General features: G+C 51.4%; 13 protein-coding genes. 8 read left to right on the forward strand and 5 right to left on the reverse strand.

What is annotated here, in order from left to right:
• Nucleotides 1-125: 125 nt before the first annotated feature.
• Nucleotides 126-1,598, reverse strand: a complete 1,473-nt coding sequence (locus QMG93_RS20050) for an MFS transporter (protein ID WP_281939510.1) — start codon at nt 1,596-1,598, stop codon at nt 126-128.
• 159 nt (nt 1,599-1,757) lie between these two features.
• On the opposite strand from QMG93_RS20050, the gene QMG93_RS20055 reads away from it, so the two are divergent.
• The gene (locus QMG93_RS20055; RefSeq protein ID WP_281939512.1) at nt 1,758-2,342 is read left to right on the forward strand and encodes a TetR/AcrR family transcriptional regulator; all 585 of its coding nucleotides are present in this window, start codon (nt 1,758-1,760) and stop codon (nt 2,340-2,342) included.
• A gap of 259 nt (nt 2,343-2,601) precedes the next feature.
• The gene (locus tag QMG93_RS20060; RefSeq protein ID WP_281939514.1) at nt 2,602-3,396 is read left to right on the forward strand and encodes a copper amine oxidase N-terminal domain-containing protein; all 795 of its coding nucleotides are present in this window, start codon (nt 2,602-2,604) and stop codon (nt 3,394-3,396) included.
• A gap of 147 nt (nt 3,397-3,543) precedes the next feature.
• On the opposite strand, the gene QMG93_RS20065 is transcribed toward QMG93_RS20060, so the two are convergent.
• The 4 genes from QMG93_RS20065 to QMG93_RS20080 form a co-directional block, all read right to left on the reverse strand.
• Nucleotides 3,544-5,604 (reverse strand): serine hydrolase, encoded by a 2,061-nt coding sequence (locus QMG93_RS20065; RefSeq protein WP_281939516.1) that lies wholly within the window; start codon nt 5,602-5,604, stop codon nt 3,544-3,546.
• Between the two features lie 23 nt (nt 5,605-5,627).
• On the reverse strand, nt 5,628-6,569 hold the full coding sequence (locus QMG93_RS20070; protein WP_281939518.1) for a DUF4097 family beta strand repeat-containing protein: 942 nt from the start codon (nt 6,567-6,569) through the stop codon (nt 5,628-5,630).
• A gap of 214 nt (nt 6,570-6,783) precedes the next feature.
• A complete protein-coding gene (locus QMG93_RS20075) occupies nt 6,784-7,869 on the reverse strand; it encodes a sensor histidine kinase (RefSeq protein ID WP_281939520.1) in 1,086 nt (361 codons plus the stop codon).
• Entirely contained in the window at nt 7,866-8,585 is a 720-nt protein-coding gene (locus QMG93_RS20080; protein WP_281939522.1) for a response regulator transcription factor, read from the reverse strand. Before QMG93_RS20080 ends, QMG93_RS20075 begins: the two co-directional genes overlap by 4 nt.
• Before the next feature lie 257 nt (nt 8,586-8,842).
• Here QMG93_RS20080 and QMG93_RS20085 point away from each other — a divergent pair, with 257 nt between their 5' ends.
• The 6 genes from QMG93_RS20085 (at nt 8,843) to QMG93_RS20110 (ending at nt 15,448) form a co-directional block, all read left to right on the forward strand.
• A complete protein-coding gene (locus QMG93_RS20085; protein ID WP_281939524.1) occupies nt 8,843-10,684 on the forward strand; it encodes a sensor histidine kinase in 1,842 nt (613 codons plus the stop codon).
• Complete coding sequence (locus QMG93_RS20090) at nt 10,677-11,441, forward strand: response regulator transcription factor (protein ID WP_281939526.1); 765 nt, start codon at nt 10,677-10,679, stop codon at nt 11,439-11,441. Before QMG93_RS20085 ends, QMG93_RS20090 begins: the two co-directional genes overlap by 8 nt.
• Nucleotides 11,442-11,582: 141 nt before the next feature.
• Nucleotides 11,583-12,884: an ABC transporter substrate-binding protein gene (locus tag QMG93_RS20095; RefSeq protein WP_281939528.1), complete on the forward strand. Its 1,302-nt coding sequence runs from the start codon at nt 11,583-11,585 to the stop codon at nt 12,882-12,884.
• Between the two features lie 76 nt (nt 12,885-12,960).
• Nucleotides 12,961-13,647, forward strand: coding sequence for a hypothetical protein (locus tag QMG93_RS20100; protein WP_281939530.1), 687 nt, complete (start codon nt 12,961-12,963; stop codon nt 13,645-13,647).
• 36 nt (nt 13,648-13,683) lie between these two features.
• On the forward strand, nt 13,684-14,601 hold the full coding sequence (locus QMG93_RS20105) for a carbohydrate ABC transporter permease (RefSeq protein WP_108530725.1): 918 nt from the start codon (nt 13,684-13,686) through the stop codon (nt 14,599-14,601).
• Entirely contained in the window at nt 14,591-15,448 is an 858-nt protein-coding gene (locus QMG93_RS20110) for a carbohydrate ABC transporter permease (RefSeq protein WP_281939533.1), read from the forward strand. The genes QMG93_RS20105 and QMG93_RS20110 overlap by 11 nt, the downstream gene beginning before the upstream one ends.
• The last annotated feature ends 5 nt before the right edge of the window (nt 15,449-15,453 follow it).

Below are 15,453 nucleotides of genomic sequence, written 5' to 3' on the forward strand. Positions count from 1 at the left end.
TTTGGCGCCGTAAAGAACAATCTTCTATTACAACGGGACGTTGATACCGGTCGTTCAAGGTTAATTGGGAGGGATACCTTATAAGTTGCTGTTAGCCCCCGGTTGCGCGGGGGCTTTTTTATCTTTCACGATTGACGGGCTCCGTTTCGCCCCGCCAGCATCAATGCCAGCGGCAGGATGAGGGCAGTGGCGGCGGCCAGCACATATAGGCAACGGTTAAACGCGTCAGGATAGGCGGATACCGAGCCGGTATGAGCGCCAAGAGCGCTAAGCCATACGATGCCGATCAGGGCGATTCCGATCGTAGAGGCGATCTGTATGCTGGTTGTCATGACACCGGATGCGGAGCCGATGTCCGTTGTGCGGATTTTCGCCAAAACGATGTTAGTCAGTGGCGCGGCAACGAAGCCTTGACCGATGCCGAGCACAGCTAGAGCCGGGATCCACACGCCGATATCGGATGAAACCCCGGTCGTTCGGACCGCCCAGCTAAGCAGCAGGTAACCTGCAGTCGTCAAGATGGAACCGACGGTCAGCACATGGGCTCCAAGCTTCGCAGCGACTCGGGAAGAGAACAGCGATGCGAGGAAATAGCCCATTCCCATCGACCCGATGACAAGACCTGCTTGCAGAGCCGAGAAATGAAGTCCAAGCTGAAGCATGTAGGCGGAGACAAGGAAGAAGGCGCCCTGCGACGACATCAACAGCAGCACGACGAGAATGCCGAACGTGAACACCTTATGTCTAAAGAGAGCGACATTCATAAATGGGAGCCGGCCGCGGCGCAATAGTCGCCGTTCGTACCAGGCGAACAAAACCAACACAGGGGCCGACAAGAGCAAACTGACGACGAGGCCGGCGGGCCATCCTTCACGCTGTCCCTGCACGAGCGGATAGACGAGCATCAGCAAGCCGGCAGCGGCGAGTGCGGCTCCAATCCAATCCAGTCTGGCGCGATCCGGCGAGCCGGATTCCGGAATAAACGGAATTAGGGCCAATATCAGAGCCCCGAGCAGGACGCTGATCAGGAACACCGCTCTCCAATCCAGATCCCACAAATTCATGCGGAGAAGCAGCCCGCCGATGATCTGCCCGGCCGTCGCCGCGATTCCCTGAGTCGCTCCATACATGCCGAAGATCGCACCTCGACGTTCCGGAGTATAATTGGCTTGAATGAGGGATAAAACCTGCGGCATAAACAGAGCGGCGCCGACGCCTTGCAATACGCGCAACGCAATGAGCATAGTGACATGGGCAGATAAGCCGCATAACAGAGAAGCGATCGTGAATAAGGCCACTCCGATGAACAGCATTCTCCGGCGTCCAAACCGATCGCCCAGCCGGGCGCCGATAATCAGCAGAACGGCGAACGTAAGAGTGTACCCGGTAAGCATCAATTGTACATCGGCGAAGCTGGCCCCGAGCCCTTTCTGGATCGAAGGCGTGGCTACGTTCACGATGAACACGTTCGACACTGCCATAAATACAGGCAAAAGCAGAGCCGGCAGCATCAGACGCGATCTGCGTCCGTCTCCTTTGGAGGCGGGGTCGCGAGTCCGCACCAACTGGGCGGAAGCGTCCGAAAGTGTATTGGGCATAGAAAGTTCCCCTTTCTCACTACTCGCTCGATTGACAGGAGGCGAGAGGATTTCATATAATGGAGGAGACAGGTCTGTCTCTTCATGATGAAATGATACAGACAGATCTGTCTCATGTCAACATGCTTTTTTCCAAACCTATAGAGACGGGGGTCGAAGATGAAAAAAGAATCGGCTAGAGATCGTATACTGCGGGTCGCCTCAGAATTGTTTTACATGGAGGGAATACGGGCGGTCGGCATCGATCGGATTATCAAGCAATCTGGCGTTGCCAAGGCAAGCTTCTATCGAAGTTTCGCGACGAAAGATGATCTGGCGGTTGCTTATCTCGAATCTAGGGATGAGCTAAAAGTAGAAAAACTGGAAAAATTGAGGCAGCTGTATCCGAGCTCTCCTAAGGAACAGCTCGGCGCCCTCATTCACGATGTGACCGAACAGATGGGGATGCCGGATTACCGGGGATGTCCGTTCTTGAACGCGGCGGTCGAATTTCCGGATCCGGATCACCCCGCCCACATCAAATTGCTGGACATTCAGAGGAGCTTCTGGTCTCGGGTTCTAGAGCTTGCAAGGGAGGGCGGGGCACGACAGCCCGAGGAGTTGACTGCGCAGCTGAGGATGTTGTATGACGGATTCGTCATGAAGAGCTACTTGGATAAGTCCGATTTTGATCCGGAGTATTTCCGGAAGGCTGCGGAGCTGCTCTTGGAGAAGCAGCTCGCTCCGGACAACCATCGCGGGTAACGAACGATAGTCATTTCGCGGGAGGCAATATTACGCTTAAAGATCATTCCCCTGTGAAAATCGAGTTACCGCATATTGACGTCGATGTATACGAGCCGTCCGCGCAATTCGGCAGAAATTCCGGCCAATGGACGGCATAGTTGTATTGATATTTTCAATATATGATCATAAAATGAATTGTAAATAAATTCAAAAATACGTATCTGGAAATTCAGAAACCACGAAGGAACAAACGATAGTCGAAATGGAGTTGCCCCTGTTGAGAAGACGCGCCATCTTAGTCATCATTCTATCGTGTTTATTAGTAGCTATCGGTTTTACCGATGAATCTGTAAATGCAGCTACAGACCATGATAATCGTTATATGAATACATTTTTGAACGGAGAAGCCCTTATCCTTGATCCTATCCCCGTGATTATAAACAAGGAGGTTCTGGTTCCAGCTCGCCAACTTTTTGAAAGGCTTGGTTACAAGGTTGAATGGAACGAGTCAGATGAAACGATCCATGCGGAGCGTGGCCTATCCAGAATCGATCTCAGAATAAATGGAGGGGTCGGTGATGCGAATGGAATGCAATTTTGGCTTTTCACTTCACCTCTGTTAATAGATGGCGTTTCATACATACCTCTTGATTTTCTCGAGGAATCGACAGGTACCGTCGTAAAGTGGGAAGACGATCGATTGGAAATTCAGATGAGTACGGAAGCACGGATAACTGAAGATGAGCGAATTGCACATTGGATTGAACTGTATGCTTTTTCCTTTTCGGCCAATACTTTTGCTCGTTCTTATACAGGGAAAAATGGCGCAAAATTCGAGGAAGTAGAAATCGAAAGCGTTCAGGTAGACCCTAGTGGAAAGAAGGGCAGTGCAACGTATCGCCTCAGATACTCATTCTCAAGCGTTTCTTACTCGAAGAATCCACAACCCTCTCAATTCTCTGAGACGACCTTACAAATTACCGATCAGTTAATCCGGGATGAATACGGCCACTGGCTCTTCGATTGGAACAGCCGAGATACCCAGATCGTAGAAGATAAATTGCTTAAGTAAATGAAACTCACGTCATCAAATTGTTATAAACAACGAAGGCAGCCGGCCAAGAATGACTGGCTGCCTTTGTTCGCCTAACGGGCAGGGTATTTCTTAGAAGGTTTCTTGTTACATGCAGCGAATGCGGCTGTAACGGCCGATAAGAGATTAAGGAACAAATAGAACCTTGTCAATGAAAAAGGAGGCTTCTTGGCGAAGCAAAGGTGCTTTGGAGCGGAAATCGACTGAACCGTCAGAATGGGTTATTGTGACTGGATCCGTAACTCCGGCAGCAACAAGCTTGCTTACGGCCTTGATAGCCGATTCATCGGTTTGCCCTGCCAATCGTACCTCATCGCCAAGCGGCCATGGAAGAGGAATGCGCGTTAAGATGACGGCCATTTCTTCCCGAGTTATTGTGCGATCCGGTTCAAATCGGCATCCGGGCTCATCCCCCAACCAATGATTCTCGACCGCTGCCTGTATCTCTTTGACCGCAAAATGGTGTTCGATATCCGTGTAACCGGATTTCGATTTGGAGGGCGGATAGCCGACAGCATGCAGCAGCATTGTGATGAATTCCGCGCGGGTCATGGGTGCCTTCGGGTCAAAGCTGCGCCCATCTCTTCCATTGATGATATCCAGCGAATGGAGCTTTTCAATAGACGGTTGGTAGGGGCTTTCTTTCGAGACATCGGAAAACAGCGCTTTTTCCTGCATTTTGGGCGAATAGGCGATCGGTGCTTTGGCAGGTCTGTACATATAAGCAATACCGCCATCCTTTTGTTCAACAAATGCTATTTTGTTCCCGCGGTCATCCATAAACAACAAGGGATCTATCTTTTTCAAAGTAGTCTTGCTATTCCCCAACTTGTATCTATCTTCCGCTACAAGTTGTCCGTTGTTGTATGTAATTCTAGTCACAAATGCCGGGGTATGCAGGTCTTTGTATAATCCGACGTAACGCGCGGCTTGCTGTTCTGTCAGAGGCGATACCGATTCAGGCGTCTCGGAGCTCTTCGGATAATAATGGTCCATAAAGGCAGCATACAAATCCGAACGTAATTCGGAATCATTATTATAAATGACGAACAACCCCGTTTTGCGCTCAGGCAGTAGCCATGTCCATGTGGCATATCCGGGGATGTTCCCGCCTTTGCCGACGACATACTGACCATTCGACAGTTCATTGAAAATACTTTCAAATCCATAGCTTGTAATAGGTATGGCCGGATGAGCGAAAACGGAAAACTTGCTCATTCGCTGAACACTTTGTTCGCTTAATATTTGCCGATCTCCAGCCTTTCCTTTCTGCAGAAGCATGATCATAAATTTAGCCATATCGCTTCCGGTGGACAACATTCCGCCCTGAGGCATGTCCGTAGGATAAAGGCCATACTCCGGATATGGCGTGCCTTGCGGATCGTAAGCTGTAGCCATTCGGGCTTTAAGCTCTGGGGTTACAAGATCATGGGAAGAATTCATGCCGAGCGGCTGAAAGATGTTTTTATCCATGTATTCATGAAAAGGGAGCCCGGTAACTTGTTCCACGGCATATCCCGCCAAAGCAAAAGCATAATCGTCATACTGGTAGGCTTCCCCCGGCGTCCGGACGATGGTCGGCATTCGATCAATTAAGAAATCTCGAAGAGAAGTCTCTTGATTAAGAAGATCGGGCGAGGCGTCATCGTCTTTTTCATATGGGAAATCGAACCCCGTCATGTGGGTCAGCATATTTTCCATAGTTAGCGGTTTACCTGTCGAATTGGGTATTGTGATACCTCCGAGATAGGATTGGATGTCCTGATCCAGCTTGATCTTCCCTTGGTCAGCAAGCTGCAGTACAGCCGCAGCCGTAAACGTCTTAGAAATGGAACCGATGCGAAAAACGGTATTGGAATCAACTGGGGTTTTGCTTTCTTTGTTTGCATACCCGTATCCTTTGGATAAAACGACTTGTCCGTCCTGAACGACGACGAACATGGCACCCGGGACATTGAACTTTTTCAAGCTTTCCCCAAAGTAATTGTCCGCGAAGGCCTCCACTTCTTTGGGGTCAACCGGACCGCTTGGAGCAGTTGCAGGCTGAATCGCTGTGATGGTTTGCCCCTTAAGAGGGGACTGTTCCGCACTGACACTATGCCCTCCGACCAATGTAATCAAGCAGGTCGCAGCTAGAGAGGTGCTTAGCGTTACAGCGAGCACTTTTGAAACTCTTTTTTTACGCATTAGAAAATTCTCCTTCAATGACGTTATTTCAAAGAAAAGTCACCCGTAGTTGTGCGAGCTTTAAGTATGATTCCTGCGCCCCCATACTCACCTTTGATCAGGTTTTGTTTGTTTTCCGTATAGCTCAAATTGGGCAGATCTACGGTCCCTTTGCCAACCTTACTTGCAAAATCGATCGCCAACGCTTTTGGCCGGTCATCAAAATTCACCACAATCGATCCGTCATTCGATTGCAAATCTGCGCTATGCAGCATTTCTTTGTATGAGACATGAATAGAACCTGACCTTGTGTTCCCTGATATCGGGGCCTCCCCGTTCACCAATTTAACGGAACCGTCCTTTGTATCGAAGGTGAAGGTTTTCGCTTTAAAGTCCGAAGCTTCGATATTGCCGGTTTGTGTCTGCAGAGCAATGGAATCTCCTTGGATTGACGACACAAGTGCCGCTCCATATTTTGTGGTTAACTCCAGCTTACCGGTTTCCAGTTTTTCGGTTTTAATGCTGCCGGACGACGTATTTAGCAGAAGTTCATCCGTTTTGATCCGGGCAACATGAAGGTTGCCGTGTGTAGTTTTGGCATGAATGCTGCTCCATCGTTTTTCAGGCAATTGGATCGTCAAATTGAGATCGCTCAGGGTAACCCCATTCTCGGAACCATCCAAAGGATGAATGCCAAGTGTCAGCGTATTGGCGCTAGTTTCCGTGTTTACATTCACCCCGTCCGCAATTTTAGACGATGCATTCCCACTCAAATGAATGAGAATTTCATCCGAGTTCCCTTGTGTGATTTCCACTGTCTCGGCATTCTTGCCGTCAAGTACGATGGTATCGATTTGATCGGACTTGATGCTTTTTTGAATATTGACTTGTTTGGTCCACAAATCTTGAATATTCTGCAATTTCGTGCATGCACATAACAACCATATGCAAGCAAGCCACCCTATGAATATAACTATTTTCCTCATCCATACTGCTCCTTAAGAAATAAAATCCAAACCGCCATAAGAATTGGGGGCAAGACAGTGCAGAGTCAGCCCTCGTCGATCATGAGTTCCAATAAAAATACTCCTTTCGTATCCCCACTACGTGCGCATAAAATCCGTAGAATGGTTACTTCAAGGAGTATTATAATCGTTATATGGTTAAATCGAAGTAAACGGAAAACTAACAATAAGCTAATTAAGACAACGGGATCATAACACGGACTGACGTTCCTTCCCCTTTACGGCTGGCAACGTCGATTTCCCCATGATGAGCCGCGATTAATTGCAGGGCAATCGCCATGCCAAGACCAGTCCCCTCACTATTCGCATCCGTTGTCGTTCCCCGGTAATAGCGGTCGAAAAGTCTGTCGACGGTCTCTTTGTCCATCCCGATGCCATTGTCTTCAATCATAATGATGATTTGGGTCGGCGATTGACGTAAAGAAACGGTGACATTCGTGCCGCTTGGGTTATGGATAATTGCATTCACGATTAAATTGCGGAGGGCACGTTGCAAAAACTGTGGGTCAACGGTCATTTCCAGAAGGTCAATGTCAGCATGAAATGAAAGCAAATATTCACTTGCCCAGGGCGCATTAACAACGTCAGCCACGATGCGTCGGATAAGCTCGACCATGTTGACGGGTTCTACATGAAGGGGCAGACGCTGACCATTTAATTGCAGCGACAAATTCAAATCTTGGATCAAGGCTTGCATATGCAAGCCTTTTTGATTAATTTGCTTGAGAAATTCCGTCTTGTCTTCTTCGCTCCATTGATATTTCGGTAACAACATCATCTCCGAATAGCCCGTGATATAGGTCAGAGGCGTTTTCAGGTCATGGGAAATCCCCGATATCCATTCCTCTTTCATCTTGTCCATGGCAATCCGTTCCCGCTCATTTCGAGCCAAGGTCTCCGTTAAAGTACGAAGTTGCACGATCATTTCCTCGTATAATTTGTAGGGCTGTTTCAGCGTTCCGCTTTCGTGGGAATACATGTTTCGTTTAAATGGCTCTTCGTAACATCCTTGTGCCAATTGGAAAATCCAGAGAACAATATAATAAAGCGGACGGCCGATAAACCATGCGAAGAATAACAAGGAACTAATAAAAAGGATCAGCATCCCCAATAGAATAATGATGTCTGCAGTCGTGTTTGTTGACCCGCTTGCCGAGGGGATAAAAAATTCAACAGTCATGGCGAGTACCATACTGCCGCCAATGAGTATGACCGTGAAGAGAAAAAGAAAAATCAGGACTAAACGTATGATGAACCTCATTCGGAATCACTCCCGACGGGGGGGACAAATTTGTAACCAATGCCTCGAAGATTAACGATAATTTTAGGATCTGCGGGGTTTTGTTCAATTTTTTTTCGTAGTTTGGAGATATGAATGACAACCGTTTTCTCATCGCCTGGCATAAAGGCATTCCAGACCTGTTCATATAATTGATGTGCAGTAAACACCTTGTTTGGACGCTCGCACAGAAACACGAGTAGTTCAAACTCTTTTGCCGTACATTGGACCTGCTTGCCATTCTGTTCTAACAGACCTGTGCCTTTGTCTATGATCATCGGGCCATATCGCATAACTTCTTCGCTTGTTGACTCACTGGTACGATACTGAATATGACGACGTAATTGTGCATTTATTCTCGCTGCGATTTCCAGCGCACTAAACGGCTTTGTGATATAATCGTCGCCACCGATTCCAAGACCCATCAGCTTGTCCAGCTCCCCGGAACGAGCAGTTAAAAAGAGAATTGGAATTGTTGTATAACGCCGTATTTGTCTGCATAATTCAAATCCATCCGTATCCGGCAGTGTGACGTCGAGAACGATAAGGTCGATCGATCTGTTCTGAACCTGTCTTAGGGCTTCTGCTCCCGTCATGGCGGTATGAATTCTGTTATATCCTTCTTGTTTCAGCACTAGTTCAAGCATGTTCAAAATGCCTTCTTCATCGTCCACCAACAATATGCTTTCGTTGCGCAACGTTTTACACCCCTAATCATGATTTAAGTCTCTGACCATTCGTCCAGGGTCTTTTATTGTTTCGCCTCCAAAAGCGAGGCAGCTTATCACGCTAAGACTTATTTTTTCAGTCTACTACTTTTTTTTCTTAGTCTACAAGTTTATTTATCAGTCTAGGTCTTTAGCCATTTGAACTTAACATATCCGCGAGAAGCGGGGACTGTGCTACAATAGGGTCACTTAAGGGCACATTTCAAGCCGACGAGAGGCGGTTGCAGATGAAATCACTACGTACCTTACAGATCCACCCGTTTTCCCATTGGGGCTTGCGCTCCAAGACGCTGCTTATTTTTATGCTCCTCATTGCGATCCCGCTCAGCTTGCAGGGAATCATAACGTACTACGACTTTTCCATGTCGGTCGAACGCCGTACGGCGGATTACTCCGCGCAATTGGTCGGGCAAATCAACCGCAATCTGGACCGGACGTTTATGGAAATGCAGCGGCTGTCGCTCATGCCCACCTATGACCCCGGGGTACTTGGCATCCTGCGCAAATACAGCGGTCCGGCGCTTGCCAACCAGCGTCCTGCCGTGGAGGATCTGGAGAAGATGCAGCTATATATCGCAGGAATGACGTATAACCGTCCCGAAATTCGGGGGATTCAGCTATTTGCGGGAAGCGGTTACACGTTCTCGAACGTCGATGCCAGTGCGATCCGATCGTTTACCGATGTGAAACGGGAAGCTTGGTACGAACGGGTAAAGCAGGCGGACGGGGCATGGGTAGCCATTCCGAAGCACCGGCCCAGCTACTACTTGGATAACGGCGGCCAGGATTATGTCTCGGTGGCCCGCTTGATCCGGGAGCCGAATACGAACGAAGGGCTTGGCGTGGTCAAAATCGACTTGAAAGAGGACGTCTTCCGGCAAATTGTCTCGAATGTCAAATTCGAGGAGAAGGGCGGCCTGCTCGTCGTGAACAGCCGCAGCGAGCTGTTCTTCCAGCAAGGCAGCGGCGGTCTGACTCCTGAAATGATGGACGAGCTTCGCCTTACGACCGAGCCGCCCCAAGCTTTCAATGTCCGTCATATGAACATCCGGGGCAAAACCTATCTCGCCATCGTCGATTATTCCGACTATTCCGATTTGAAGGTCATCAGCTTCATTCCCGTCGAATCGCTGCTGAAAGAGACGAAAGACTTGCGTAATTTTACGTTCGGCATCGGGTTCATCTGTTTAATATTTGCCGGGGCGCTGGCCACCTTTTTCTCCTACCGGCTGAGCCGGCCGCTAGCCGCCTTGAAGAACAAAATGCTCCGGGTCGAACAAGGCAGCTTCAAGCAGAGCGTCAAGGTCGAGTCGCAGGACGAGATCGGGCAGCTCAGCCGCAGCTTCAACCGGATGGTCGAAGAGATCGACCGGCTTGTTCACGAAGTATACGTCATCGGACTTCGGGAGAAGGAAGCCGAACTGGCTGCGCTGCAAAGCCAGATCAATCCGCATTTTATCTACAACACGCTGGAATCGATCAACATGCTGGCGCTGAAGCGGCAAAATGACGAAGTATCCGATATGGTATCCGCGCTCGGCCGGCTATTGCGGTATACCGTCGGCCGGAACGCCCGGCTGGTACGGCTGCGCGAGGAGCTGGAATCGGCGGCTTCGTATGTGAAGATCCAGCAGCTGCGCTACGGAGAACGGCTGAAGGTTATGATCGACGTGGAGGAAAGCCTGCTTGGCAATGAGGTGCCGAAGCTGCTGTTTCAGCCGCTGGTGGAGAACGCGATTTATCATGGGATCGGCGATTGCGAAGAGGGCGGGACGATCTGGATCGAAGCCGTCCGCTTCGAAGACGAGCTGCTGCTGACCGTGCGGGACGACGGCAAAGGGATGTCGGAAGACGAGCTGCAGCAGCTGCGTCAGTCGCTTGCCGCCGCGCCGCCGTTCTCTGCCGCCGAAACGGCAGGCGAACACGGGCTCGCGCTGAAAAATATCAACCAACGGCTCGTGTTGATGTACGGAGAACGGTACGGGCTGCATGTGGACGGAAGTCTGGGGGAAGGAACCGCATTTACAATCACGATTCCGATTAGGGAAGAAGGAGAACGCGATGATTAAAGTGCTTCTGGTCGAAGATGAAGAAGTGATACGCAGTGGAATCCGAACGTTGATCGGTCAATTGTCCGACGATTTTGTCGTGGTGAAGGAGGCCGCGCACGGCCGGGAGGCGCTGGACTATTTAAGCCGGAACGTCGCGGATGCGGTCATTACGGACATTCGGATGCGCGAGATGGACGGTCTGCAGCTGATCGGCAAAATTAGGGAACGGTACGAGGACATGCCTCTGCTCATTATTAGCGGCTACAGTGATTTCATTTACGCGCAGAAGGCACTGCGACACGGCGTGCTCGACTACCTCCTGAAGCCAATCGACCGGACGGCGTTCGTCTCCGCGCTGGACAAAATCCGCCAGCTCCTGCTGAAGCGCAGCGGAATCGGCCAAGCGCCGGCGGACGAAGGTCCGCAAGCGGAGTCGCAGACGGGCGGAGACGGTCGTCGGTTGATCCGCAAGGTAAAAGAGTATATCAACGGCCATCCCGAGGGCGATCTGAGGCTGCAGACGCTGGCCGAGTACGTGCATCTGAACCCGGCTTATTTGAGCCAACTGTTCAAGCTGGAGACGGGCACGAATTTGTCCGACTACATCACGGAAGCGAGAATCCAGCGGGCGAAGCATTTGCTGACACATACGGATCTTAAAATTTATGATGTGGCCCGGCTGTCCGGGTATCAAAGCCCCAAGCACTTTATGCTGGTGTTCAAGCAGCAGGTCGGGCGGACGCCGGGCTCTTTTCGCGACGAATCGGGCATCTGAGACTTTCGTATAGGCCGAACGGCTCCCGGCCGTCAGTTCCAAAAATAACATACTAAATCTAAACGATGCGTGATTTTTTTCCGATAACGCTTTCAATATAATGAAGCTAGCAATTGAACCATTACAAAACGGGGGGATACCATGAAGAAGTTGCTGACGGGCACGCTTGTTATGGCGCTGGCGGCCGGTTCCGCGGGATGCGGCGGCGGGAAGCCGGAAGAGAAGGCGAACCCGGCCGCCGGAGGGGGCGGCGACAAGCCGGTTGAGCTGAAATTCGTCACTTGGGGCAACCAGGCCCACCTGGAAGTGTATCAGAAGCTGGTCGACAAGTTCAGAGAAACCCATCCGAACATCACGGTCAAAATCGATTCGATCCCGTTCGCGGAATACCAGCAAAAGATGTCCGTGCTCGCGGCCGGCCGGGAGCTGCCGGATCTGGCATGGGTAGCGGAACGCATGGTGCCGCAGTTTATGCAGAACGGCATTCTCGAAGACGTCTCGGACATTACGAAGGATGCGGCTTTCAACAGCGGGGATTTCATTCCTTCGACTCTGCAGCTATTCCAGAAGGACAGCAAGCTGTACGGATTGCCGTTCTCCACGCCCCCCAGCGTCATGTTCTACAACAAGGACATGTTCGATAAGGCCGGACTTCCGTCGCCGAACGAGCTGGCGAAGCAGGGCAAATGGACGTGGGAGGAGTTCGTCAAATCAGCAAAGACGCTCTCAAGCGGTACCGGCGCGAACAAGACGTACGGCGCCAATTTTTTCCGGGATTGGAAAACGTGGATCATGCTTGCCTCGTACTCCTTGTCTTACGGCAGCGGGCCGTTCAGCGACGACATGAGCAAATTCACCTGGAGCGACCAGTACGGGGTACAAGCGCTAAAAATGCTGCAAACCATGATGTTTACCGACCAATCGCATCCGAAAGCGGGCGAGCAGGTCAGCTTCGAATCCGGCAAGATCGGCATGTTCTTCGATAACTACAGCTATGTCTCGAAAGCGCGTACAATCAAGGACTTCAAATGGAGCATCGCGCCGATGCCGTCGGGCTCCAAGGGAAGCGTGCCGATGATGGGACAGGCCGGGTACGCGGTGTTCAAGGAAACCAAGCATCCGAAGGAAGCCAAGGAGCTGCTCAAATTTTTCGCAAGCCAGGAAGGCATACAGGCGACCGCGACCTTCTTCGTGCCGCCGCGCAAATCGGTGCTCGATTCCGATGCGTTCCTGAAGCAGCCGGGCAACCCGGACCCGGACATCATCAAGCAAGCGGTGATCGACGAGATGCCGAAAGCGAAGGTGCAGCCAGGCCATATCCAATGGCAAAAAATCGACACGGAAATTTTGGCTGGCTTCGATCAGTTGTTCGGCCAAGTGGCCGAGCCGGAAAAAGTGCTCAAGACGGTTGAAGAGAAAGTCAATCCATTGCTGAAAAAATAAAGGGACAGAGGGGCAGCGGTTCGGAAACGGACCGTTGCTTCATAAATGCGGCAAACCAAGAAGAGGAGCGACAACGATGAATCGTCTGCAAAATGCATGGAAACGCGACAAGCTGCAGTTGTTTGTCAGCCTGCCGTCGAACGATGAGGAGCTTGCCAAAGCGGCGATCGAAGAAGGCGCCGACGGCGTCAAGGTGCATATGAATGTCAGCCATCGGGCCAGCGGCAACAACTTCGGACCGCTCGCCGCTTACCGGGAGACGTTCGAGCGCATCCGCGGCATGTTCGACGGGCCGCTGGGCATTGTTCCGGGAGGCTCGCTTCAGGATATTCGCCCGGAAGAAATTGAAGCCTTGCCGGACATCGGGTTCGATTTTTTCTCCATCTACGCTTTTCACATGCCGACCTTCCTGCTGCGCTTTCCCAAGTTGGCGCGCACGTTCGCCATCAACAGCGAGTTCGATCTGCGGCTGATCGAAGCGGCTGGACCGTTTCGGATCGATGCGCTGGAAGCATCGATCATTCCGGGTGAGGAGTACGGGTCTCCGCTCAGCTTCGCCGACCTGTTGAAATACCGCTGGCTCGTGCAGCATTCGGGACTTCCGGTCATTGTGCCGTCCCAACGAAAAATCGTGCCGGAGGACGTTCCGTCGCTTGTGGATTGCGGCGTGAAGGCACTGCTCATCGGCGCGGTCGTTACCGGCAATCAGGCGGATGAGGTTCGCCGGGCCGTCGCGGGCTTCCGCGAGGCGATCGAGCGGTAACGAACGTTACATACTTCTAGAAGAGGGGGAATGGATATGGCAGCAATGCCCAGGCTTCAAGTCGCCCGTTCCGCCAGTCCGCTGGCCCGGGGAGCCAACTTAACCGGGTGGCTGTTCGTGGCGCCGATGGTGCTCGGTTTCGTCACTTTGCTTCTCATTCCGCTCGTTACTGCATTTTATATGAGCTTGACGGATTGGCCGCTGCTCGGCGAGGCCACCTTTACGGGCTTGGACAATTACCGCACGATTCTGACGGATAGCGAATTTTGGAAGGTACTCGGCAATACCGTTTATTTTGCGGCCGGTCTGGTTCCGCTTAACATTATATTGGCGCTGCTGCTGGCGGTGCCGCTGTCCAAGAGCCTGCCGGGAATGGGCATGTACCGGACCGTCATTTTCATTCCGGTCATGACTTCGCTTGTCGTATGGTCCATCGTATGGAAATACATGTTCGCCACCGATTCGGGCTTTATCAACCAACTGCTGCAGCTGATCGGCATCCAAGGTCCGGCATGGCTCTATAATACGAAACTGGCCATGCCTGCGGTCATCGTAACCAGCGTGCTCAAAAATGTGGGGCTCAATATGGTGCTGTTTATCGCTGCCTTGCAGCAGGTGCCCGTCCAGCTCTATGAGGCGGCCAGAATCGACGGCGCGAGTAAAACGGCAACGTTCTTCCGGGTCACGGTTCCGATGATTACCCCGACGATTTTTCTTACGGTCATGATGACGATCATCGGGTCGCTTAAAGTATTCGGCCAAATTTACGTCATGACGCAGGGCGGACCGGCGGGCAGCACCAAGGTGCTCGTCTATTACATTTGGGAAAAAGCGTTCAAGCTGTTTGAGTTCGGTTACGCGTCCGCCCTGGCTTATGTGCTGTTCGTCATAATTCTGATTCTGACGATGATCCAATGGCAGATGAGAAAAAGGTGGGTTATTCATGAGAGCTGACTCCTTATCCGCAAAGACCGGCGGCCGTCTTGGCCTGACGCTCCACTACGTCTTGTTGACCGTCATATCGGCCGTCATGATCGTCCCGTTCCTGTGGATGGTCTCGACTTCGCTGAAGGAACCGGCCAAAGTCTTCGTCTTCCCACCGGAATTTATTCCTTCGCCGGTGCGCTGGGCGAACTATGCGGAAGTGCTGCGCACGATTCCGTTTCATCTGTTTTATTGGAACAGCGCTTATATTGCCGTCGTCGTGACGGCTGGCACGGCTTTTTTTGCCTCGCTGGCCGGCTATTCCTTCGCCCGCATTCCGTTCCGGGGACGCAATCTCGTGTTTCTGCTGCTGCTCAGCACGATGATGATTCCGAACGAAGTGACGGCGATTCCGATGTTTTTGTTCATGCGGGAAATCGGGTTCCTGAACACGCATTTGCCGCTGATCGTGCTGCCGATCTTCGGGGCGGGCGGGGTGTTCGGCGTCTTCATTATGCGGCAATTTTTCCTCGGCATTCCGAAGGAGCTGGAAGAAGCGGCAATGATCGACGGCTGCTCGCGCCTGCGGATTTATGCCAGCATTATGCTGCCGCTCGCGAGGCCGGCAATTGCCACTTTGGTCATTTTTACCTTTTTGACATGCTGGAACGATTTTTTCGATCCGCTGATTTTCATCAACGACCGGATGCTGATGACGCTGCCGCTCGCCTTGTCCTTATTCACCGACGAGGCCGGGACCGCGTGGCATCATCTGATGAGCGCTTCGGTGATGGCGACGCTGCCGCTGCTTGTTGTGTTCTTTTTCGCGCAGAAGCAGTTCATTGAAGGCGTTGCGATGACGGGACTAAAAGAATAAAGCGG

This window comes from Paenibacillus tyrphae (genome assembly GCF_027925525.1).
GTDB classification, from domain to species: Bacteria; Bacillota; Bacilli; order Paenibacillales; family NBRC-103111; genus Paenibacillus_G; species Paenibacillus_G tyrfis_B.